Annotated in this window: 20 protein-coding genes; 10 read left to right on the plus strand and 10 right to left on the minus strand. The window is 56.3% G+C overall.

Features of this window, described 5'->3' with window-relative positions; genetic code table 11:
- Positions 1-25: 25 nt before the first annotated feature.
- The 3 genes from crr to ptsH are packed head-to-tail and all read right to left on the minus strand — an operon-like array spanning position 26 to position 2,616.
- Positions 26-535 (minus strand): PTS glucose transporter subunit IIA, encoded by a 510-nt coding sequence (crr, locus tag ACMGG1_RS05800; RefSeq protein WP_012146162.1) that lies wholly within the window; start codon positions 533-535, stop codon positions 26-28.
- Positions 536-584: 49 nt separating this feature from the next.
- Complete coding sequence (gene ptsI, locus ACMGG1_RS05805; RefSeq protein WP_020827991.1) at positions 585-2,312, minus strand: phosphoenolpyruvate-protein phosphotransferase PtsI; 1,728 nt, start codon at positions 2,310-2,312, stop codon at positions 585-587.
- Positions 2,313-2,358: 46 nt separating this feature from the next.
- On the minus strand, positions 2,359-2,616 hold the full coding sequence (gene ptsH, locus ACMGG1_RS05810; RefSeq protein ID WP_004936458.1) for a phosphocarrier protein Hpr: 258 nt from the start codon (positions 2,614-2,616) through the stop codon (positions 2,359-2,361).
- 107 nt (positions 2,617-2,723) lie between these two features.
- On the opposite strand from ptsH, the gene ACMGG1_RS05815 reads away from it, so the two are divergent.
- Positions 2,724-2,873, plus strand: coding sequence for a hypothetical protein (locus tag ACMGG1_RS05815; RefSeq protein WP_020827990.1), 150 nt, complete (start codon positions 2,724-2,726; stop codon positions 2,871-2,873).
- A gap of 138 nt (positions 2,874-3,011) precedes the next feature.
- Here ACMGG1_RS05815 and cysK read toward each other — a convergent pair whose 3' ends face one another.
- Positions 3,012-3,980, minus strand: coding sequence for a cysteine synthase A (cysK, locus tag ACMGG1_RS05820; RefSeq protein ID WP_044552772.1), 969 nt, complete (start codon positions 3,978-3,980; stop codon positions 3,012-3,014).
- Between the two features lie 184 nt (positions 3,981-4,164).
- Complete coding sequence (gene cysZ / locus ACMGG1_RS05825) at positions 4,165-4,926, minus strand: sulfate transporter CysZ (protein WP_020827988.1); 762 nt, start codon at positions 4,924-4,926, stop codon at positions 4,165-4,167.
- A gap of 221 nt (positions 4,927-5,147) precedes the next feature.
- On the opposite strand from cysZ, the gene zipA reads away from it, so the two are divergent.
- From zipA to ACMGG1_RS05840, 3 genes are all read left to right on the plus strand, one after another.
- Positions 5,148-6,146: a cell division protein ZipA gene (zipA, locus tag ACMGG1_RS05830; RefSeq protein ID WP_020827987.1), complete on the plus strand. Its 999-nt coding sequence runs from the start codon at positions 5,148-5,150 to the stop codon at positions 6,144-6,146.
- Between the two features lie 78 nt (positions 6,147-6,224).
- Entirely contained in the window at positions 6,225-8,246 is a 2,022-nt protein-coding gene (gene ligA / locus ACMGG1_RS05835; protein WP_115058361.1) for an NAD-dependent DNA ligase LigA, read from the plus strand.
- Positions 8,246-8,461, plus strand: a complete 216-nt coding sequence (locus ACMGG1_RS05840; protein ID WP_020827985.1) for a DUF3820 family protein — start codon at positions 8,246-8,248, stop codon at positions 8,459-8,461. Before ligA ends, ACMGG1_RS05840 begins: the two co-directional genes overlap by 1 nt.
- Before the next feature lie 34 nt (positions 8,462-8,495).
- Here ACMGG1_RS05840 and ACMGG1_RS05845 read toward each other — a convergent pair whose 3' ends face one another.
- Positions 8,496-9,488, minus strand: coding sequence for a bile acid:sodium symporter family protein (locus tag ACMGG1_RS05845; protein WP_048760964.1), 993 nt, complete (start codon positions 9,486-9,488; stop codon positions 8,496-8,498).
- A gap of 96 nt (positions 9,489-9,584) precedes the next feature.
- On the opposite strand from ACMGG1_RS05845, the gene ACMGG1_RS05850 reads away from it, so the two are divergent.
- Positions 9,585-10,505 (plus strand): LysR family transcriptional regulator, encoded by a 921-nt coding sequence (locus tag ACMGG1_RS05850; RefSeq protein WP_115058362.1) that lies wholly within the window; start codon positions 9,585-9,587, stop codon positions 10,503-10,505.
- Position 10,506: 1 nt separating this feature from the next.
- Here ACMGG1_RS05850 and ACMGG1_RS05855 read toward each other — a convergent pair whose 3' ends face one another.
- Positions 10,507-10,983 (minus strand): FlxA-like family protein, encoded by a 477-nt coding sequence (locus ACMGG1_RS05855; RefSeq protein WP_020827982.1) that lies wholly within the window; start codon positions 10,981-10,983, stop codon positions 10,507-10,509.
- Positions 10,984-11,042: 59 nt separating this feature from the next.
- On the minus strand, positions 11,043-11,591 hold the full coding sequence (locus ACMGG1_RS05860) for a nucleotidyltransferase family protein (RefSeq protein ID WP_115058363.1): 549 nt from the start codon (positions 11,589-11,591) through the stop codon (positions 11,043-11,045).
- A 211-nt stretch (positions 11,592-11,802) separates the two neighbouring features.
- Here ACMGG1_RS05860 and ACMGG1_RS05865 point away from each other — a divergent pair, with 211 nt between their 5' ends.
- Positions 11,803-13,188: an ethanolamine ammonia-lyase subunit EutB gene (locus ACMGG1_RS05865; protein ID WP_046372991.1), complete on the plus strand. Its 1,386-nt coding sequence runs from the start codon at positions 11,803-11,805 to the stop codon at positions 13,186-13,188.
- Positions 13,185-13,976 carry an ethanolamine ammonia-lyase subunit EutC gene (eutC, locus tag ACMGG1_RS05870; protein ID WP_414161215.1) on the plus strand — a complete coding sequence of 264 codons (792 nt, stop codon included), beginning with the start codon at positions 13,185-13,187 and terminating at the stop codon, positions 13,974-13,976. The genes ACMGG1_RS05865 and eutC overlap by 4 nt, the downstream gene beginning before the upstream one ends.
- On the opposite strand, the gene ACMGG1_RS05875 is transcribed toward eutC, so the two are convergent.
- Complete coding sequence (locus ACMGG1_RS05875) at positions 13,955-14,857, minus strand: LysR family transcriptional regulator (RefSeq protein ID WP_414161216.1); 903 nt, start codon at positions 14,855-14,857, stop codon at positions 13,955-13,957. The two genes, eutC and ACMGG1_RS05875, sit on opposite strands and share 22 nt — an antisense overlap.
- A gap of 437 nt (positions 14,858-15,294) precedes the next feature.
- Between ACMGG1_RS05875 and budA the strand changes: the two genes are divergently transcribed.
- From budA to ACMGG1_RS05890, 3 genes are all read left to right on the plus strand, one after another.
- Positions 15,295-16,074 (plus strand): acetolactate decarboxylase, encoded by a 780-nt coding sequence (gene budA / locus ACMGG1_RS05880; protein ID WP_020827977.1) that lies wholly within the window; start codon positions 15,295-15,297, stop codon positions 16,072-16,074.
- 39 nt (positions 16,075-16,113) lie between these two features.
- Positions 16,114-17,799, plus strand: a complete 1,686-nt coding sequence (alsS, locus tag ACMGG1_RS05885) for an acetolactate synthase AlsS (RefSeq protein ID WP_046372994.1) — start codon at positions 16,114-16,116, stop codon at positions 17,797-17,799.
- Positions 17,800-17,959: 160 nt separating this feature from the next.
- Positions 17,960-19,534: an ABC transporter substrate-binding protein gene (locus ACMGG1_RS05890; RefSeq protein ID WP_390902096.1), complete on the plus strand. Its 1,575-nt coding sequence runs from the start codon at positions 17,960-17,962 to the stop codon at positions 19,532-19,534.
- A 177-nt stretch (positions 19,535-19,711) separates the two neighbouring features.
- Here ACMGG1_RS05890 and ACMGG1_RS05895 read toward each other — a convergent pair whose 3' ends face one another.
- A complete protein-coding gene (locus tag ACMGG1_RS05895; RefSeq protein WP_232807925.1) occupies positions 19,712-20,839 on the minus strand; it encodes an integrase core domain-containing protein in 1,128 nt (375 codons plus the stop codon).
- Between the last annotated feature and the right edge of the window lie 152 nt (positions 20,840-20,991).

Genomic DNA, 20,991 nt, shown 5'->3' on the forward strand with positions numbered 1-20,991 from the left:
GGCGCCGTTCTTATTTCATTCGCAATTACTTCTTGATGCGGATGATTGGGGTCTCACCAACGGTTACGTTACCGGTCAGTTTGATCAGCTCTTTGATCTCGTCCATGTTGGAGATAACCACCGGCGTCAGGATAGACTTGGCTTTCTCTTCCAGCAGGGCCAGGTTGAACTCGATAACGACGTCACCTTTCTTGACGCGCTGGCCTTCTTCAGCGATGCGTTTGAAGCCTTCGCCTTTCAGTTCAACGGTGTCGATACCGAAGTGGACAAACAGCTCGATGCCGCTGTCGGATTCGATAGAGAAAGCATGGTTGGTTTCGAAAATTTTACCGATAGTACCGTCAACCGGGGCAACCATTTTGTTGCCGGTAGGTTTGATGGCAATACCGTCGCCAACGATTTTTTCAGCAAATACTACGTCAGGCACATCTTCGATATTAACGATTTCGCCAGAAAGTGGAGCTACGATCTCGATAGTGCCCGTGTCTTTCTTGTCATCAGAAACCAGAGATTTCAGTTTATCGAACAAACCCATGATCTTCTCCTAAGCATTAAATTGGGCGGCGTTCCAGTGTCGTGGAAGTTTAGCAGAGCGTCTTTTCTTCGATGAATTTATTCACGCAATTCATCAGATCTTGCGCCGTTGGCTGTGCCAAGGCTTGCGCTGCCAACGCCTTCACATCTTCGAAATTAGTATTACGAATAATTTTCTTGATGCGCGGGATTGAAATCGCACTCATGCTGAACTCATCCAGCCCCATGCCCAATAACAACAGTGTAGCACGCTCATCGCCAGCCAGTTCACCGCACATACCGGTCCACTTGCCTTCTGCATGAGATGCATCAATAACCTGTTTGATCAGGCCAAGCACTGATGGGGACATCGGGTTATAGAGATGAGAAATCAGCTCATTGCCGCGATCTACCGCCAGAGTATACTGGGTTAGATCGTTTGTCCCAATACTAAAGAAGTCGACTTCTTTCGCCAGGTGATGAGCAATCACTGCCGCGGCCGGTGTTTCCACCATTACGCCCACTTCAATGGTCTCGTCAAAGGCCTTGGATTCTTCACGCAGCTGCGCCTTCAGCGTCTCGATTTCACCTTTCAGATCGCGGACTTCTTCCACGGAAATGATCATCGGGAACATGATGCGCAGTTTGCCGAACGCGGAAGCGCGCAGGATGGCGCGCAGTTGCGCGTGCAGGATTTCTCTGCGGTCCATGGCGATACGAATCGCGCGCCAGCCGAGGAACGGGTTCTCTTCTTTCGGCAGGTTCATGTACGGCAGGTCTTTGTCGCCGCCGATGTCCATGGTACGGACGATCACGGCCTGTGAGCCCATGGCTTCCGCAACGGCTTTGTAAGCCTGGAACTGCTCGTCTTCAGTCGGCAGTGAATCGCGGTCCATGAACAGGAATTCGGTACGATACAGACCAACACCTTCTGCGCCGTTGCGCTCTGCACCGGCGACGTCGCGCACGGTACCGATGTTGGCACAGACTTCAACCTGATGACCGTCCAGCGTAATCGCCGGCAGATCTTTCAGCTTGGCCAGATCGTTTTTCTCGGTGACGTACTGGTTCTGTTCGGCTTTCAGCTGATCGATAACGTCAGCGGTCGGGTTAACGTAAATTTTGTTGTTAACCGCATCCAGAATCAGATAGTCGTCGTTCTTCACCTGCTTGGTCACGTCGCTGGTGCCTACGATTGCCGGCAATTCCAGGGAGCGAGCCATGATGGAGGTGTGGGAGGTCCGGCCGCCGAGATCGGTAATGAAGCCCAGCACTTTGTCCAGGTTCAACTGTGCGGTCTCAGACGGGGTCAAATCGGTAGCGACCAGGATAACTTCGTCCTGGATGGCGCTCAGATCGACGATAGCCAGACCCAGAATGTTCTGCAGCAGGCGTTTACCGATGTCGCGTACGTCGGCCGCACGCTCTTTCAGGTATTCATCGTCAAGTTCTTCCAGTGCTTTCGCCTGGCCTTCGATGATGGTGTAGGCCGCAGCGTCTGCAGAAGCCAACTCATCTTTGATTAGGGCTATGATTTCCTGCTCAAGCTCTTCGTCTTCCAACAGCATGATGTGGCCTTCGAAGATAGCTTCTTTCTCTTCGCCGAAGGTTTCGCCAGCTTTGGTCTTGATCGCTTCCAACTGCTCGGACGCTTTGGCGCGGCCGGCAAGAAAACGTGAGACTTCCTGCTCTACATCATCTGCAGAGATTTTCTTCCGGTTGATGACAATTTCATCTTCTTTCAGTAGGAGAGCCTTACCAAAAGCGATACCCGGTGATACTAAAATGCCTGAAATCATAACCCTACCTTACTCTTGACTGGTGTTAACTAAGAAGACGGGCCGATTACTCAAGCTCTGCCATCAGTTTTACCAAGTGCTCAACGGCTTTCTGCTCGTCTTCACCTTCAGCGGAGATGGTCACTACGGTCCCTTGAGTCAGCCCCAGAGTTTGCAGTTTGAACAGGCTTTTGGCGCTGGCGCTTTTCCCGTTAGAGGTCACGGTGATGTCAGAAGTGAAGCCTTTGGCTTCTTTAACGAACTGAGCGGCAGGGCGAGTGTGCAGACCATTCGGAGCGGTAATAGTAACTTCTTGCTGGAACATTGATGTTTCCCCAACTTATTGGTGTGTCGTGGAGCTAAAGTTTAGCCCAAGGGTATGACTTTAGCTTGTCTGGTTAGCGCCTGACTATGGTACAGGGGCGAGCATTGATGCAACAGAAAACGACGAGTTTGGCACTTCAGATCAAAAAATTTGGCTTCCGCCGTCGTTTCAATCCGCGCTTCATTATGCCGTGTTTAACGCATCAGCGACAAATGAGTAAATCGATTCAGCCTAAACAAGAAATGAAGGGCGATTAATTTTGCGCATCGAAATAATGCACCGTTAAATACTAAAGCTGACGGGTAAAATCAATCTTTGACTGCTATAAACTTTGATCCAGCCCACAAAAAAGCACCCCGAAAGGTGCTTTTTTAGCGATTTATGCGCGGCTGGCACTACTGTTGCAATTCTTGCTCGGTGAACAAATCGGCGAACAGGGCGGTGCTCAAATAACGTTCGCCGGAAGACGGCAAAATCACCACGATAGTTTTGTCGGCGAACGCCGGTTCTTCGGCCAATTTCACCGCTGCGGCTACCGCGGCACCGGAGGAAATGCCCGCCAGGATGCCTTCTTCGTCCATCAGGCGGCGCGCCATGCTGATGGCCTCGTCGTTGGTGATTTGTTCCACGCGGTCCACCAGATCGAGATCCAGGTTGCCGGGGATAAAGCCTGCGCCGATGCCCTGAATTTTGTGCGGGCCCGGTTTGATTTCTTCACCCGCCAGCGCCTGGGTGATGACCGGTGAATCGGTTGGCTCCACCGCCACGGTGGTGATCGCCTTGCCCTTGGTGTTTTTGATGTAGCGGCTGACACCGGTCAGCGTGCCGCCGGTACCGACGCCGGAGATGAATACGTCAACTTCGCCATCGGTGTCGTCCCAGATTTCCGGGCCGGTAGTTTGTTCGTGGATCGCCGGGTTAGCCGGGTTGCTGAACTGCTGCAGGATGATGTAGCGGTTCGGATCGGTGGCGACGATTTCTTCCGCCTTGGCGATCGCGCCCTTCATGCCTTTTGCGCCTTCGGTCAGCACCAGGTTGGCGCCCAGCGCTTTAAGCAGCTTGCGGCGTTCGATGCTCATGGTTTCCGGCATGGTCAGCGTCAGCTTGTAGCCACGCGCCGCGGCGACGAACGCCAGCGCGATGCCGGTGTTGCCGCTGGTCGGCTCCACCAGTTCTTTACCGGCGACCAAAATGCCACGTTTTTCTGCGTCCCAAATCATATTGGCACCGATGCGGCATTTAACGCTAAAGCTGGGGTTGCGTGATTCAACCTTGGCCAGAATGCGTCCGTTGCCGATACGGTTCAGACGAACCAGCGGCGTATGGCCGATTGTTAATGAGTTGTCTTCATATATCTTGCTCATAGCCCGTCCTTTAACTCTATGAAAAATGTGGGGAACGTCGAAAGCATACGCTAACAGTACCGGCAGGGAAGTAAAGAATTGGTATATCTATATGTTATTAGGAAATAAGTTTTAAGCACAAGGATAAGGGCGCAAATTGCGCGCCCTGTCGAAGAATTAATCGTAATGCGGCCAATAAAACGGCTCAGGAACGGACGAATTGTGGGCGATAACGATCGACCCACATGGCGGTGGCACCGCACACCGCGACCGGCAGGATCACCAGGTTAAGGATGGGGATCATGGTGAACAGGCTGACCATGGCGCCAAACTGCAGGTTGTCGGTTTTATGCTGGCGCAGCGCGCGACGCATATCGGCGAAGCTTACCTTATGGTTATCGAACGGGTAGTCGCAATACTGGATGGCCAACATCCAGGCGCTGAACAGGAACCACAGCACCGGCGCCACCGTTTGGCCGATGCCCGGGATGAAATAGAGTATCAACAGCACCAGCGCGCGCGGCAGGTAGTAGGCCAGCTTGCGCCATTCGCGCGCCATAATGCGCGGCAGATCTTTCACAATGCCAAAAATGCCGGTATCCGGCAGCGGTTTGCCGGTCAGGCTGCCTTCCAACTGTTCGGCCAGCAAGCCACAGAACGGGGCGGCAATCAGGTTGGTAATGGTGCTGAACAGATAGCTGAACACCAACAGGACGGAGATCACCGCCAGCGGCCACAAAACGTAGCTTAGCCACTGCAGCCAGGTCGGCACATGGCTCATCATGCTGGGGATCCAGTCACCCAGCTGACTGAACAGCCACCAGAAGGCGGATCCCATCAACAGCACGTTGACCAGTAACGGCAAGACGACATAGCGTTTAATCCCCGGGCGCGAAATCAGGCGCCAGCCTTCGGCAAAATAATGAAGGCCGCTGGTGGAGTGAGAAGGTGACTGCGAATAGGACATATCTTAAGTTATCTCTTTGTCTGAACAGGCATCGCTATCATATCGGGATGATTTTCTACTGGCTAGGGTGACATTGGCTTAAAAAACAGCAAAAAAAGGCAGAATAATCATCTTTATTGGCATAAAGTTCAGCACGGACTTGCACTTGTGTGCTTGGGCAAATAGAGTTAAAGAGTGAATGTTTGCCGCGGTGGCAATGTATTGGAACAACAGAGATAGCAATGATGCAGGATTTGCGTCTGATATTAATCGTTGTTGGCGCGATCGCCATAATAGCGTTGTTATTGCACGGTCTTTGGACCAGTCGTAAGGAACGCTCATCGCTTTTTCGCGATCGCCCAGCCAAACGTTCCAAAAAGGAACGTGAACAATCCCCGATCGACGATCTCGATGAAGGCGTGGGAGAGGTGCGTGTACGCTCCGCTCACCCGCAAGATGAGCCGTCCTTTGGTCATTTTGATGCCGCTCGCGAAGAACCCGTGGTTGCGCCCAAGCCCGCTCCGGCGGCTGAGCCAGCACCGCGTGCCGTTCAACCGGCTGCTCATCAGTCTCCGCCACCGCTGTCTCAGCGACCGGATTATGATGACATCCTGCTGGACAACTACGCGCAGGATGAAGACGACGAGCCGCAGCAGCCTGCGCCGCGCCGTGAACCGCGCGTTGACGATCTGCCGCCAGTGGCGCATGCAGCGGAGCCGGCGTTCCACGCCGAACCTGCTCATCAGCCACAGCCGGAAGAGAAGCCAGCGGTGGTGCACGAGCCTCAGCCTGCACCTGCTGCCGTCAAACCGGCAAAACTGAAAGAAACCGTACTGGTGCTGCACGTTACCGCACATCAGGGTGGCGTAATCGGCGGCGAAGTTCTGCTGCAGAGCGTGCTGCAGGCGGGCTTCCAGTTTGGCGAAATGGGCATCTTCCATCGCCATATCAGCCCTGCGGGCAGCGGTCCTGTGCTGTTTAGCCTGGCGAATATGGTTAAACCAGGGTCCTTTGATCCTGAGATGATGTCCGATTTCTCGACGCCGGGCGTATCGATGTTCATGATGGTGCCGTCGTATGGCGACGCTAATCAGAACTTCAAGCTGATGCTGCAGTCGGCACAGCGGATCGCCGACGACGTGGGTGGTGTGGTGCTGGACGACGAGCGCCGCATGATGACCCCGCAGAAGCTGGAAACCTACAAAGCGCGCATTCGTGAAGTGTTGGATAACAACGACTAAACGGCTGCTACGCGCACTGAACATCCGTAACAACAAAGCCCCCGCCTGCCGGGGGTTTTTTATCTTTGATGGTGAGCCATGGAATCGATAATCCAACAAATCAATCAACTACGAACCTCACTGCGCCATCACGAATATCAATATCATGTGCTGGACGCGCCGGAAGTGCCGGATGCGGAATACGATCGCCTGATGCGTGAACTGCGCGAGCTGGAAAGCGCACATCCTGAGTTGATCACCGCCGACTCGCCCACCCAGCGCGTGGGCGCGGCTCCTTTGGCGGCGTTCGATCAGGTACGCCATGAAGTGCCGATGCTGTCGCTGGACAACGTTTTTGACGAAGAGAGCTTCCTGGCGTTCTACAAGCGGGTGCAGGATCGCCTGAAGAGCAGCGAGCCGCTGACCTTCTGCTGTGAACTGAAACTGGACGGCCTGGCGGTCAGTTTGCTGTACGAAGACGGCGAGCTGGTGCGCGCCGCCACGCGCGGCGACGGCACCACCGGTGAAAACATTACCTCCAACGTGCGTACCATCCGCGCCATTCCGCTGCGTCTGACCGGTGACAACATCCCGCGTCGGCTGGAAGTGCGTGGCGAAGTCTTTATGCCGCAGGCCGGTTTCGAGCAGATGAACGAAGAGGCGCGTCGCAAAGACGGCAAAATCTTTGCCAATCCGCGTAACGCCGCCGCCGGGTCGATCCGTCAGCTTGATCCGCGCATCACCGCCAAGCGCCCACTGACCTTCTTCTGCTATGGTGTTGGCCTGCTGGAAGGGGGCGAATTGCCGCGCAGCCACTGGCAGCGGCTGATGCAGTTCAAAGCGTGGGGCTTGCCGGTTAGCGATCGCGCCAAATGTTGTACCGGCAGTGACGAGGTATTGGCGTTCTATCGTCAGGTAGAGCAGGACCGTGCGCAGCTCGGCTTTGATATCGACGGCGTGGTGGTGAAGATCGACGATATCGATCTGCAAGAAACGCTCGGCTTTGTGGCGCGTGCGCCACGTTGGGCAACGGCGTTCAAATTCCCGGCGCAGGAACAGATTACCCTGGTGCGCGAGGTGGAGTTCCAGGTTGGTCGTACCGGGGCTATTACCCCCGTGGCGCGCCTGGAGCCGGTGCTGGTTGCCGGGGTGATTGTTAGCAACGCCACGCTGCACAACGCCGACGAAATTGAACGTTTGGGCCTGCGCATTGGCGACACGGTGATCGTGCGCCGCGCGGGTGATGTGATCCCGCAGGTGGTTGGGGTGATGACCGATCGCCGCCCTGCAGACGCGCGTGAAGTTGTATTCCCGCAACACTGTCCGGTATGCGGTTCCGATGTCGAAAGAGTCGAAGGCGAAGCGGTGGCACGCTGCACCGGCGGGCTGATTTGCGCCGCGCAGCGTAAAGAAGCACTGAAGCATTTCGTTTCCCGCAGAGCGTTGGACGTCGACGGCATGGGTGACAAAATCATCGAACAGCTGGTGGAAAAAGAGTACGTCAAGAACCCGGCCGATCTGTTCCGCCTGTCCGCCGGCATTCTCACCGGGTTGGATCGCATGGGGCCGAAATCAGCGCAGAATCTGGTCAATGCGCTGGAGAAGTCCAAGCAAACCACCTTCGCCCGCTTCCTGTACGCGTTGGGCATCCGTGAGGTCGGTGAAGCCACGGCCGCCAATCTGGCCGCGCATTTTGGCACGCTGGAGAAGCTGTTTGCGGCTGACATCGAGGCTTTGAAAGAAGTGCCGGACGTCGGTGAAGTGGTGGCGAAACACACGCGGCATTTCCTGGACGAGGAGCTTAACCAGAAGGTTATCAATGAACTGATCAGCGACGAAATAGGCATCAACTGGCCGGCGCCGGTGGTGATAGTCGCGGACGAAATCGACAGCCCGTTTGCCGGTAAAACCGTGGTGCTGACGGGCTCATTGAGCCAGCTTTCACGCGATGAGGCCAAAGATCGCCTGACGGCGTTGGGCGCCAAGGTCAGCGGCAGCGTCTCGAAGAAAACCGATTTGGTGATTGCCGGGGAAGCCGCCGGTTCCAAGCTGGTGAAGGCGCAAGAACTGGGCATTGCGGTGATCGACGAAGCGGAAATGATCCGCCTGTTGGGTGCCTGATGGAAAAAGAGAACCTGCTGGAAATCGCCAACACCGTGATGCCGTTCGGTAAATACCAGGGGCGGGTGCTGATTGACCTGCCCGAGGAGTACCTGCTGTGGTTTGCTCGCAAGGGGGAGTTCCCGAATGGCAAACTCGGCATGCTGATGGAAATGACGCTGGCGATTAAAATCGAAGGGCTCGACCACCTGGTCAAGCCGCTGAAGAAAAGTTGAGTAGCCGGGCGCGGCAATCGTCGCGCCCGTTTGATTATCCCCGCGCCGTTTCGGCGTTTGGCACCGCCTGTTTTTCCTGCTGTTTCTTTTGATAGCGCCGCGCCAGCACGGCGCAGGTCATCAGCTGTACCTGGTGGAACACCATCAGCGGCAGCACCATAATCCCCACGGTAGCGGCCGGGAACAGGATATTGGCCATCGGGATACCGTTCGCCAGGCTTTTCTTCGAGCCGCAGAACACGATGGTGATCTCATCGGCTTTACTAAAGCCCAGCCAGCGCGCCATGTAAGTGTTCACCACCAGCACGATCGTCAGCAGCACCAGGCTGCCGACGATGATAAACACCAGCGAACCCAATCCGACCTGATGCCAGATACCGTGGGTGACGGCTTCGCTGAAGGCCGCGTAAACCACCAACAGGATCGAAGTCTGATCGGTCTTGCCAATCAGCTTACGGTTGCGTTCAATCCATTTACCAATCAGCGGGCGCGACAGGTGACCGGCCACAAAGGGCACTAACAGCTGCAGGACGATGGAACCCACCTGCTGCAGGCTGCCGGTTTCACCGTGAACGTTCATCAGCAGCCCCACCAGCAGCGGCGAAACGAAAATCCCCAACAGGCTTGACGCTGAAGCGCTGCATACCGCCGCCGCCACGTTGCCGCCTGCCAGCGAAGTAAAGGCGATGGCCGATTGCACGGTGGCGGGCAGAATGCACAGATAAATAAAGCCGGAATACAGCTCGGGGCTGACGTTGACCGGCGACCACCATTTAAACAGCACGCCCAGCGCCGGGAAAATAATGAAGGTGCTGAACATCACCCACAGATGCAGCCGCCAGTTATTGCTGCCGGCCAGAATGGCTTCGCGCGACAGCTTGGCGCCGTGCATAAAGAACAGCAGGGCGATGGCGGCGATGGTCAGTGCGTTCAGCCAGCCGACGAACTCGCCGCGCGCAGGCAGGAACGAAGCCAGCAGCACGGTGGCGATCAACGTCAGGGTAAAGCGATCGGGCAAGAATCTCATGGCGGCGTACTCGGATGAAAAATCAATGCGCCCATTGTCGCGCGGCGGGATATAATAATTAAATTGATTTATTTAATTCATTTATGAATAAAAAACATGAATTACTCGATTAAGCAGCTCAAGGTGTTTGTCGCCATTGCCCGCCACCGCAGTTTCAGCCGGGCCGGTGAGGCCATTGGTCTGACGCAGTCGGCGGTCAGCCACAGCGTGAAAGAGCTGGAAGCGGAGGTCGGCGTTCGCCTGCTCGATCGCACCACTCGCGAAGTGGTGCTGACCGACGCCGGGCAGCGGTTGGCCAACCGCGTTGAACGCTTGCTGGATGAGCTGCAGTCGTCATTGCTGGATGCGCGCAGCTTCGGCGTGCAGCGCAGCGGTACGGTACGGGTGGCGTCCAGCCAAACCATCTCCGCACACCTGATGCCGCAGTGCATTGCGGCAGGGGAAAAGCAGTATCCGGATATTCGCATTATGCTGCGCGATCAGGCACAGCAACAGGTCCTGCACAGCATTCGCAACGCCGAAGTGGATTTTGGCATCGTGGTGGATCCGGTCCAGGCGGTGGATCTGGACTGCGAACCCATCCTGCACGAACCCTTCCTGCTGCTGTGCCGTAACGATCACCCCTTCGCCGGGCGGGCCGAGGTGCACTGGTCGGCGCTGAACGGCAGTCGTCTGGTATTGCAGGACTATGCGTCCGGTAGCCGGCCGCTGATTGACAGCGCGTTGCGTCAGCAAGGCGTGGAAGCGCAGGTGGTACAAGAGATAGGCCACCCGGCAACGTTGTTCCCGATGGTGGCGGCAGGTATCGGCATCAGTATTTTTCCTGCGCTGGCGTTACCGCTGCCGGAAGGGGGGCAATTAAAGGTGCGTCGGCTGATGCCGGAAATCAACCGCGCACTGATGCTGGTCCGGCGTAAAAACCGTTCGCTGACACCCGCGGCGGAAGCCATCTGGCAAGTGGTTGGCCAGCAGGCGGCATTGTTGCAGCAGCAACGCCGACAACAGGCGGACTACTGAGTCAGATATACACGTCCACGGCGTTGGCCGCCGTCGGGCGGTTGATGCCATCGCCCTTGGCAGGGACAATGCTCTCATTGGCCTTGGCCATCTGCTCGGCCTGCTGTTTTTCCATCTCTTCTTTTTGAATCCGCGCGATCTCGGCCTGCAGCATCTTGATCTGCGCCTGGATCAGCTGTTTCTGTTTTTCGATCTCTTTGGGATCGCTGTCCGAATCTTTCAGATCCACCAGTTTTTGCTGCAGAGCCTGAATCTGTTTGTTCAGCACTTTGATGCGTGCTGAAGCGCTGCTGTCGGAAACGCTAACCCGGTCGCTACCGCCCGCCGCTTTGGTTTCATTAGACTTGTCGCCTTCAGGTTGCTGATGTACCGGCTTGGCCATCAGCACCTGGCCTGTATTACCGGGGGCGCTAAAAACGTTGCTGACGCCGGGTACGGTATTTTTCACCGGAACAATCATGGTGATGCTGGTCGACATAATGCTCTCCCTGAGTCTTGATATGGCTACTCAGGGTATCGGCAACCTGGGGAAAAACTTTACCCGCGAATTTGCCGCAGGCGCGGCCATCGTTGTAACCAGCCTTTGCCGACAACCCGCTGTTCATAGGCATCGAGGTCGCCGTTTTTGGCATTGAAGGTAATAGTGTCGGCAAACAGCCCCTCGAGACCGAACGGCGCGACCAGCGTAATGCTGTCATCTGCATTCAGGCGTGCACCCACGGCCGTTTCCACCTCGGTCCAAAAGCTGATGGCGTCTTCGCTATTGCGATAAGGAGCCCGACCGCTACGCAAATGCATACGCGCCTGGTTTTTCACCGACCAGGGCTGTGGCAGCCACTCTTGCAGCCGCGTTTCCAGCATGTGGTCACGTTCCGCTTCCGGGCGCTGTGGGTCGAAATGGATCACGTCGATGTCGTTGAGCGGCGTAGACGTAACGTAACCGTGGCGCTGATCCCACACCAGATTGCGCACAAAACCGGCCCCCAGGCACCAGTCATTCAGCCCGAGTCGTCGTGCGGTGCGCAATGCCATCATTCTTTCGTTATCTTGCTGTAACCACTGGATAATTTTCTGCTGCAGACTCATTACCGCTCCTTAGTTGAGGCTACTGTAACCCGAAGCGACCACAGGCGGAATGCCGTGCATGATTTTAGTGCGCGCCACTGCAGCGTGGATAGCCCGAGATATGGGGACATAGGCTGATTTCCGGCAAAAAATAATTTCACACGCCCACTGACTACACTTGGTACAGGGTTTGCAACTTCCACCGACCATTCAGGGCAAAACAGGGGGCGCTATGTATCAGGCCACGCTTAGCCGGCGCAGCTACCGTTTCAACGATTTACGCCAGTTGCTGGCCAAGGCATCACCGGCACGTTCCGGCGATTATCTGGCGGAGGTGGCGGCGGACAGTGCAGAAGAACGCATGGCGGCGCGCATCGCGTTGGCGGATGTGCCGCTGAAAACCTTTCTCCAGCAACTGCTGGTGCCTTATGAACATGACGAGGTCACACGGCTGATTGTCGATAGCCACGATGCGTTGGCCTTTGCGCCGATATCGCACCTGACGGTGGGGGATTTCCGCGATTGGCTCTTGAGCGAGCAGGCGGACAGCGCGATGTTGGCACGGGTAGCTGCAGGCATTACGCCGGAAATGGCGGCGGCAGTGAGTAAATTGATGCGCAATCAGGATCTGATCCTGGTGGCGAAGAAGTGCCGGGTCATTACGCGTTTTCGCAATACCCTCGGCCTGCCGGGGCGGCTCAGCGTGCGGTTGCAACCGAATCATCCTACCGACAGTCTGCAGGGTATTGCCGCCAGCATGCTCGACGGCCTGCTGTATGGTTGCGGGGATGCGGTCGTCGGCATCAATCCGGCCAGCGACAGCCTGCCGCTGCTGGAAAAGCTCAACTACATGCTGGACGACGTGATCCAGCGCTTCGCCATTCCGACGCAATCCTGCGTGCTGACCCATGTGACCAATACGCTACGGTTGATGGAGCGTGGCGTCCCTGTGGATTTGGTGTTCCAGTCGATCGCGGGTACCGAAGCGGCCAATCAGGGGTTCGGCATCAATCTGGCGCTGCTGGCGGAAGCGCAGCAGGCGGCATTGAGCCTTAACCGCGGCACTTTGGGCAATAACGTGATGTATTTTGAAACCGGGCAGGGCAGCTGTTTGTCGTCCAACGCACACCATGGCGTCGATCAGCAAACCTGCGAAGCGCGGGCCTATGCGGTGGCGCGTCATTTCTCCCCGTTGTTGATCAACACCGTGGTCGGCTTTATCGGCCCGGAATATCTGTACGATGGTAAACAAATTATCCGCGCCGGCTTGGAGGATCATTTTTGCGGCAAGCTACTTGGTCTGCCGCTAGGGTGCGACGTGTGCTACACCAATCACGCGGAGGCGGATCAGGACGACATGGACACGCTGCTGACGCTGTTGGCCACCGCCGGGCTGACTTTCCTGATTGGCGTGCCGGGTGCCGACGACATCATGCTCAATTATCAAAGCACCTCATTCCACGACGCGCTCTATATCCGCGAGCTGCTGGGGTTGAAGCACGCACCGGAGTTTGCCGACTGGCTGACTAAAATGCAGATTACCGATGAACGGGGTCAACTGCGCGATACCGCCGCCAATCACCCTTTGCTACTGGCCCTGCAGGGAGAGAGACGATGAGCAAACCGGTGCACGTTAACCGTTGGGACGCGCTGCGCGCCTTTACCGATGCGCGCATTGCATTGGGGCGTACCGGTTCCAGCCTGCCTACGGCGGAGTTGCTTAAATTCGGTCTGGCGCATGCGCAGGCGCGTGATGCGGTACATCAGCCGTTTGATAGCGATACGCTGGCCGGGACATTGCAGGAGCAAGGTTGGCAAACCCTGACGGTGCACAGTCAGGCCGCCGATCGCACCGCCTATCTCCGTCGGCCGGACCTCGGGCGGCGTTTGGCTCCTGACAGCCGCAGCCTGCTGCTGGGCCTGCCGGAAAAACCGGCCGATCTGCTGCTGGTGGTGGCGGACGGTTTATCCTCCAAGGCGGTGCACCGTCAGGCGCTACCGTTGTTGCAGGCGCTGCGACCTTATCTCGATGGACTGGGGCTTTCGGTTGCCCCTGTGGTATTGGCACACCAATCGCGGGTCGCGCTGGGGGATGATATCGGCGAGTGTTTGCAGGCCAGAGCGGTGGCGATGTTGATCGGCGAGCGGCCGGGCTTATCGTCGCCGGACAGCCTTGGTATCTACCTTACCTGGGGGCCGAACACCCGGCGGCGCGAGTCGGAGCGCAACTGCATCTCCAACGTGCGTCCGGAAGGGCTGGATTATCCGCAGGCGGCGTTCAAACTGGCCTGGCTGCTGGAGCAGGCTTTCCAGCGTCGGCTGACCGGGGTGGAGCTGAAAGATGAAAGCGACAACTCGGCGCTGCAAGGACAGGTTTCCCCACGTTACTCCCAGCTCGGCGGCTGACCGATGCTTTGTTTTAGCAGGGTAATAAACAGGTTCAGCCGCGCGGATACCTTCGCCACCGGCCGTAACAGGTAAATCCCCTGTTGCTCCTGGCGCGGGTCTTCCAACACCTGCAGCAAGCGGCCGGCCTGAATATCCGGGCCAACCACCCAGTTGGGCAAAAAGGTGAGCCCCAACCCCAGCAGCGCCGCCTGGCGTTGAGCGGTAAAGTCGTCACAGCGCAGCACCATGCTGCAGCGGCTCATCAGAGGAACGCTGAGGATTTGCGCCCAACAGGCCGGTTGTTGCTTATGGTAGCGGGCAATCAGTCGATGCTGCGGCAATGCATTGAGGTCGGCCGGCTGTCCGTAACGGGCGATATAGTCAGGGCTGGCGCACATCACCCAGCGCTGGGTCGCGATGCGGCTGGCGTACAGCCCGCTGTCTTTTTGCTCGCCGATACGAATGGCGGCATCCAACAGTTCCTGGGTCGGATCGGTTTGGCGTTCGGTCAAATCCAGGTCGACAAACAGTTGCGGATAGCGTTCGGCCAGCGTCGGCAACAGCGGCAGGATATAGGTTTTGCCGAAGGTGGGCAGACAGCTGATACGCAGCGTGCCTTGCGGTATATCGTTCCACGAAGCCAGTTCGGCACGGATGTCGGTGATATCCGTCAGCAGCGTGCTTGCTCGCGCCTGCAGCCTTTCGCCCGCATCCGTCAGTATCAAACCCCGCGTAGAGCGGATAAACAGCGTGGCGTCCAGCGCGTTTTCCAGCGCATCAATGTGGCGTACCAGCGAAGAAGGCACCATTCCCAGCTTGCGAGCGGCGGCGGAGAAGCTGCCCAACAGGGCGACCTCGAGAAATATCGGCAGATGTTCAACATAGCGGGCGTCATTCATCTTTGCATTATATGCAAAAGCGTTTCTTATGAATACCAGGTTCTCCGTCCGTCGCAATGCGGCTACTCTTTTTTCGGGCTTACGGAAAGCGAAGGCGTGTCGTGAACCCCGCCGCACAGAGAGAAAATGCATAAAACTCGCGGTTTTTAGAACTTTAAATACAGAATTTCCCCCAGGTTCCACCGTGTGCCTGCGGTATTGATGATGACTTCAACACCAGATTAACCGTTCAAATTGATGCCCTGTTTACCAACAATGATTAGTGAATCTAAACCGTTGTTGACATTGGGCATCGCCGGCCTGCCGTGCCGGTTTTTTTGTCGCCGTTGGCTGAATCGTTCCAACTGAACGCGCTGCCGGCGACATCTTTGTTCACCTACGGGTGGGCATTTTTGAACGCGCGGGGCATTTCACTCCGCGCTGGTGGAGGAGTAGTTATGAACGAAGACCATGGGTGTTCCTGCGCACAGCATTTGGCGCAAGGGTTTGCCAGGCAGTCGCTGAGCGTTGGGGAGGGCGAGATCTATCAAATCTCGCTGATGAGCGCACTGATCAGCGGCGTTTACGAAGGGGAGGTCACTATTGCCGAGTTGCTCAAGCACGGCAACTTTGGCCTGGGAACGTTCAATCACCTCGACGGCGAACTGATCGCTTTCGACCAGGAAATTCACCAGTTGCGCGCCGACGGCAGCGCACGACCGGCCAGTTTGCAGCAGAAAACCCCGTTTGCCGTTGTCACCTTTTTCCAACCTAGCGTCACCCAACACTTCGACAGTCCGATCACCAAGGCGCAGTTGCACCAGTGCATCGATGAGCAGGTGGCTTCGCCGAACCTGTTCTGCGCGCTGCGCGTCGACGGCGAGTTCAGCCATGTGGAAACCCGCACCGTGCCGCGTCAAGAGCGGCCTTATCGTCCGATGCTGGAGGCGATAGAAGAGCAGCCGACCTTTGCCTTCCATCGACGTCAGGGCACCCTGGTTGGCTTCCGTTCGCCTGATTACATGCAGGGCGTTGGCGTGGCCGGTTATCACGAGCATTTTGTCACCGACGATCGCAACGGTGGCGGTCACGTGCTGGATTACCAACTTGACCACGGTCGCCTGCAATTTGGCGTGATCACCCGCCTCAATCTTCAATTGCCGCATGATGCGGATTTTCTGCGCGCCGACCTCTGTCCCGAGGATTTGGATAGCGCAATTCGTTCTGCCGAGGGTTAATTCCGCGACAGTCCTGGGTGTATTTTCAGGAGGTATTCCATGAACAAGGCAAAAACAGACAATAATTGGGCATGTGGCGCAGATTTGGTGGTGAAAAATCTGGAGGCGCAGGGGGTTAAACACGTATTCGGTATTCCGGGCGCCAAGATTGACCGGGTATTCGATTCGCTGGAAGACGCGCCGTCGATAGAAACGGTGGTGGTGCGCCACGAGGCCAACGCGGCGTTTATGGCGGCGGCGGTGGGGCGTTTGACCGGCAAGGCCGGGGTGGCGTTGGTGACCTCCGGGCCGGGCAGTTCCAATTTGATCACCGGGCTGGCGACCGCCACCTCGGAAGGGGATGCGGTCGTGGCGTTCGGCGGGGCGGTGAAGCGTGCCGACAACCTCAAACAGACCCACCAGAGCATGGATACCGTCAGTATGTTTCGGCCAGTGACCAAGTATTGTGCCGAAGTGCATGCCGGTTCGGCGATTTCTGAAGTGATTGCCAACGCTTTCCGCCACGCCGAATTCGGCCGTCCGGGGGCGTCTTTTGTCAGCCTGCCGATGGACATCGTCAATGAGCCGGTCAGCGCCCCGGTGCTGGCGGGGTGTCGGTTGCCGCGAATGGGGGCCGCCGCTGCCGAGGATATTCGCGCCGCGGTTAAGCTGATCCAACAGGCGAAATGCCCGGTGTTGTTGCTGGGGCTGCAAGCCAGCCGCCCGGAAAACAGCGAGGCGGTGCGCCAACTGCTGCATCGCACCCATATGCCGGTAGTGGGGACCTACCAGGCGGCAGGGGTGATCGACGTTAATCACTTTGCACGCTTTGCCGGCCGCGTCGGCTTGTTCAACAACCAACCGGCCGACCAGCTGCTGCAGAAAGCCGATTTGGTGGTCAGCGTCGGCTATGGCCCGATCGAATACGATCCCTGCATGTGGAACAGCCAGGGGCGATTGAAACTGGTGCATATCGACGTGCTGCCGGCGGACATCGATACCTGCTATCGTCCGGACGTCGAGCTGGTGGGCAATATCAGCGCCACGCTCGACATGATGACCGAAGCCTTTAACAGCGTGGTGAGCGTGCCGGCCGAAGTGGAATCGATCCTCAGCGATCTTGGTCGCCAGCGTACCGAACTGGCGGAACGTGCCGCACGGCGCGGCGGTATGCCAATCCACCCGCTGCGCATCGTCAAAGAGCTGCAGGATATTGTCAGCGACGACGTGACGTTGTGTGTGGACATGGGCAGTTTCCACATTTGGATTGCGCGTTACCTTTACAGCTTCCGTGCGCGCCAACTGCTGATTTCCAACGGCCAGCAGACCATGGGGGTGGCGCTGCCGTGGGCCATCGGCGCGGCGCTGGTGCGGCCGGGCGACAAAGTGGTGTCGATTTCCGGCGACGGCGGTTTTATGCAGTCGAGCATGGAACTGGAAACCGCCGTGCGGCTGAAAAATAACATCGTGCACGTAATTTGGGTGGATAACGCCTACAACATGGTGGAAATGCAGGAGGTGAACAAATACCGCCGCAAATCCGGGGTGGAATTCGGCCCTATCGATTTTAAAGCCTATGCCGAGGCGTGCGGGGCGGTCGGGTTTGCGGTGCAGTCGGTGGATGACCTGCGGCCCATGTTACGCAGGGCGATGGAAATCCAGGGGCCGGTCGTGGTGGCCATTCCGGTCGATTACGCCGACAACTACAAGTTGATGGCGCAGATGAACTTCAGCCAGATGATTTAATTTCATCAAGCGTAAAAACCACGGGGAATGCCGTACGCGGCGCTCCCCGTTTTTTATGCCTAAAATTTGTTCTTTACATCCCTAACTTCATGATTTATTGGTATCCATCGAGTCTATTTTCTATACCGGGGATGGCAGGATGAAAACAAAAACACTCACAATGACGCTGGGATTATTGGCTTTGGCAGCGATGGGCGGTGCGCGCGCCAGTACGCTGGTTTATTGTTCTGAAAGCTCACCGGAAGGGTTTAACCCGCAGTTGTTTACCTCGGGCCCGACGGTGGACGCCAGTTCGGCGACGATCTATAACCGATTGGTGGACTTCAAAACCGGCACCGTTGAGCTGCAGCCCAGCCTGGCCGAAAGCTGGCAGGTGAGCGAAGACGGCAAAAATTACACTTTTCACCTGCGCAAGGGGGTGAAATTCCAGAGCAATAAATACTTTACCCCCACCCGCGATTTCAACGCCGACGACGTCATCTTCTCCTTCATGCGGCAAAAAGACGCCAATAACCCTTATCACAAGGTTTCCAACGGCGCTTACACCAACTTTGAGTCGATGGAGTTCGGCACGTTGATCAACAACATTGTCAAAGTGGACGATAATACCGTGCGCTTTGAACTTTCGCGCGCTGAAGCGCCATTCGTGGCCGATCTCGGCATGTACTTCGCCACCATTCTCTCCGCCGAATATGCCGATGCGATGCTAAAGGCCGGTACCCCGCAGCGGGTGGACAACGACCCGATCGGCACCGGTCCCTTCCAGTTGGTGCAGTACCAGAAGGATGCGAAGATCCTCTATAAGGCGTTCGACCACTATTGGGAAGGCAAACCCAAGGTTGACCGTCTGGTGTTCTCAATTACCCCGGATGCGGCGGTGCGTTATGCCAAGCTGCAAAAAAATGAGTGCCAGGTCATGCCGTTTCCTAACCCGGCGGATCTGACACGCATGCGTCAGGATCCCAATATCCAGGTCATGGAGAAGTCCGGTCTGAATATCGGTTTCCTGGCGTTCAATACCCAGAAAAAACCGCTGGATAACGTCAAGGTGCGGCAGGCGCTGGCGCTGGCGGTGAACAAACCAGCGATCCTCGAAGCGGTGTTCCACGGCGCGGGCCAGCCGGCGAAGAACCTGTTGCCGCCGACCCAGTGGGGCAGCAATGACAAGATTGAGGATTACCCGTATTCCCCGGAGAAAGCCAAAAAGTTACTGCAAGAGGCAGGGCTGGGGCAGGGCTTTGCGATAGATCTGTGGGCGATGCCGGTACAGCGGCCCTACAACCCGAATGCCAAGCGCATGGCGGAGATGATCCAGTCCGACTGGGCGAAGATTGGCGTGAAGGCCAAAATTGTCACCTTCGAGTGGGGCGAATATCTGCAGCGGATAAAAAATGGCGAGCATCAAACGGCATTGATGGGCTGGACTACGGCCAATGGCGATCCGGATAACTTCTTTGGCCCGTTGTTTACCTGCGTATCGGCCAACGGCGGTTCGAACTCGGCCAAGTGGTGCTATCCGCCGTTCGACAAGTTGATTTCGCAAGCGCGTGAGGAAAACGATCACGCCAAGCGGGTGGCAATGTATGAACAGGCACAGGTGATGATGCATGATCAGATGCCGGCGTTGATGATTGCCCATTCGACCATTTTTGAACCGGTGCGCAAAGAGGTGAAAGGCTACGAGATCGATCCCTTCGGCAAACACATCTTCAAACAGGTTTCGCTGGAGAAATAATAAAAAAGGGGCTGCATGGCAGCCCCTTAGGTCGTTGGCAATCGGCTCTGCTTTTTTATGGTAGGGGCGCTGCATGCTGCGCCCAGTTGCATAAACACTGGATTTAATCGGGTCGAACATGGGTACAACCGCCACATGGGTTACAGATCTGACCGGCCACATAGGTAACACTTTCGTCTAATCGATACGGATAATACTGTGCTTAGCTCTGTCGTAATAAGCCAGTATCATCCGGTCGAACAACACGACATCCAACCCTTCACCCACTTCTTTAAGCATCACATATTCTCCCCGTAACGCCTCGCTGACAAACAGTCTTTTACCGAGCCGTATATCTCCTTTTTCAGCCACCTTGTACAACCGGGCTCCTTCCGGATAATTGACCTCCGGTATCCGTCCGTCCCACTGCCGGGGTGAAGGTGTCCACACCGAAGAAGGCGTTGCTCCTCCCAGTGCCGCATGCGGCCTTTCATGATTAAATTCATAACGATAATCACTGAACCATGCCTGTTGTTCTTCCATCGTTTGCCGGATGTTGTTATGGCTTAGGCCAGCCTTTAACGAACGGTGCATCCGTTCATGACGGCCATTTTGTTCCGGGTGGCCTTTCTTTATACGCTCCGGGTAAATACCTAACTTTATCATCCATACACTGAGACTACTCAGCCCGGCTATACCCGTTCCGGCAAAGGGCGCCCCATTATCAGTTCGCACAACCTCTGGCAGACCATACTCATGGAAGGCTCTCTCAAAACAGGCTCGAGTGAACAGCAGGTTTTCTGACGCGCTAGCCTCACATGCCAGAAGATAACGGCTATGGTTATCGGTCAGTGTAAAAGGGCGACAGTACTCCTGACTGAGTAGCCTAAATTTACCTTTAAAGTCAGCACTCCAGACCTGATTGACGGCCTGAATATCAGTGAGCGCATGCGTATTTTCGGGAGTTTTTCTGCGTTTTATCCTGTCTGGGACAAGGCCTTCGCGTTTGAGAATATCGCCAATCGTACTGCCTGCGGGAACGTCAAAAGGGATTTCATGGTTGAGAAGCCACTGACGAATTTTATTTGGGCCCCAGTCAGGATGAGCACGACGAAGGCTAATGAGGCAGTTAATGACGTCGGATGAATGTTGCCGTGAATGAGTCAGAGGTGCACGGGAATGGTCCTCAAGAGAGGAGACGTCATCGGGCTGAAAACGCTTAAGCCACTTGTAACCCGTTTTACGGCTGATACAAAAATGCCTGCAGACAGCGGAAAAAGAATCCCCGCTGGTCTGACAGGCATGAATAAATTCAAGGCGTTTCATGGTAACGGTCTCGGTCCAGGGCATAGTGAATTACCTCCGCTATGCCAGTCTATAACTGTTACCCATGTGACCGGTTAAAAGTGTTACCTATGTGACCGGTTTGTACCCATGTTCGACCCCTACCGGTTTAGCCCCTTAGTGGGGGTTAGCAG

Source organism: Serratia sp. BNK-12, assembly GCF_047456085.1.
Classification (GTDB): Bacteria; Pseudomonadota; Gammaproteobacteria; order Enterobacterales; family Enterobacteriaceae; genus Serratia; species Serratia liquefaciens.

Coding starts and splice junctions, on each gene's coding strand:
- crr (WP_012146162.1), bottom strand. CDS start 535: ATGGGTTTGTTCGATAAACTGAAATCTCTGGTTTCTGATGACAAGAAA.
- ptsI (WP_020827991.1), bottom strand. CDS start 2,312: ATGATTTCAGGCATTTTAGTATCACCGGGTATCGCTTTTGGTAAGGCT.
- ptsH (WP_004936458.1), bottom strand. CDS start 2,616: ATGTTCCAGCAAGAAGTTACTATTACCGCTCCGAATGGTCTGCACACT.
- ACMGG1_RS05815 (WP_020827990.1), top strand. CDS start 2,724: ATGCAACAGAAAACGACGAGTTTGGCACTTCAGATCAAAAAATTTGGC.
- cysK (WP_044552772.1), bottom strand. CDS start 3,980: ATGAGCAAGATATATGAAGACAACTCATTAACAATCGGCCATACGCCG.
- cysZ (WP_020827988.1), bottom strand. CDS start 4,926: ATGTCCTATTCGCAGTCACCTTCTCACTCCACCAGCGGCCTTCATTAT.
- zipA (WP_020827987.1), top strand. CDS start 5,148: ATGATGCAGGATTTGCGTCTGATATTAATCGTTGTTGGCGCGATCGCC.
- ligA (WP_115058361.1), top strand. CDS start 6,225: ATGGAATCGATAATCCAACAAATCAATCAACTACGAACCTCACTGCGC.
- ACMGG1_RS05840 (WP_020827985.1), top strand. CDS start 8,246: ATGGAAAAAGAGAACCTGCTGGAAATCGCCAACACCGTGATGCCGTTC.
- ACMGG1_RS05845 (WP_048760964.1), bottom strand. CDS start 9,488: ATGAGATTCTTGCCCGATCGCTTTACCCTGACGTTGATCGCCACCGTG.
- ACMGG1_RS05850 (WP_115058362.1), top strand. CDS start 9,585: ATGAATTACTCGATTAAGCAGCTCAAGGTGTTTGTCGCCATTGCCCGC.
- ACMGG1_RS05855 (WP_020827982.1), bottom strand. CDS start 10,983: ATGTCGACCAGCATCACCATGATTGTTCCGGTGAAAAATACCGTACCC.
- ACMGG1_RS05860 (WP_115058363.1), bottom strand. CDS start 11,591: ATGAGTCTGCAGCAGAAAATTATCCAGTGGTTACAGCAAGATAACGAA.
- ACMGG1_RS05865 (WP_046372991.1), top strand. CDS start 11,803: ATGTATCAGGCCACGCTTAGCCGGCGCAGCTACCGTTTCAACGATTTA.
- eutC (WP_414161215.1), top strand. CDS start 13,185: ATGAGCAAACCGGTGCACGTTAACCGTTGGGACGCGCTGCGCGCCTTT.
- ACMGG1_RS05875 (WP_414161216.1), bottom strand. CDS start 14,857: ATGAATGACGCCCGCTATGTTGAACATCTGCCGATATTTCTCGAGGTC.
- budA (WP_020827977.1), top strand. CDS start 15,295: ATGAACGAAGACCATGGGTGTTCCTGCGCACAGCATTTGGCGCAAGGG.
- alsS (WP_046372994.1), top strand. CDS start 16,114: ATGAACAAGGCAAAAACAGACAATAATTGGGCATGTGGCGCAGATTTG.
- ACMGG1_RS05890 (WP_390902096.1), top strand. CDS start 17,960: ATGACGCTGGGATTATTGGCTTTGGCAGCGATGGGCGGTGCGCGCGCC.
- ACMGG1_RS05895 (WP_232807925.1), bottom strand. CDS start 20,839: ATGAAACGCCTTGAATTTATTCATGCCTGTCAGACCAGCGGGGATTCT.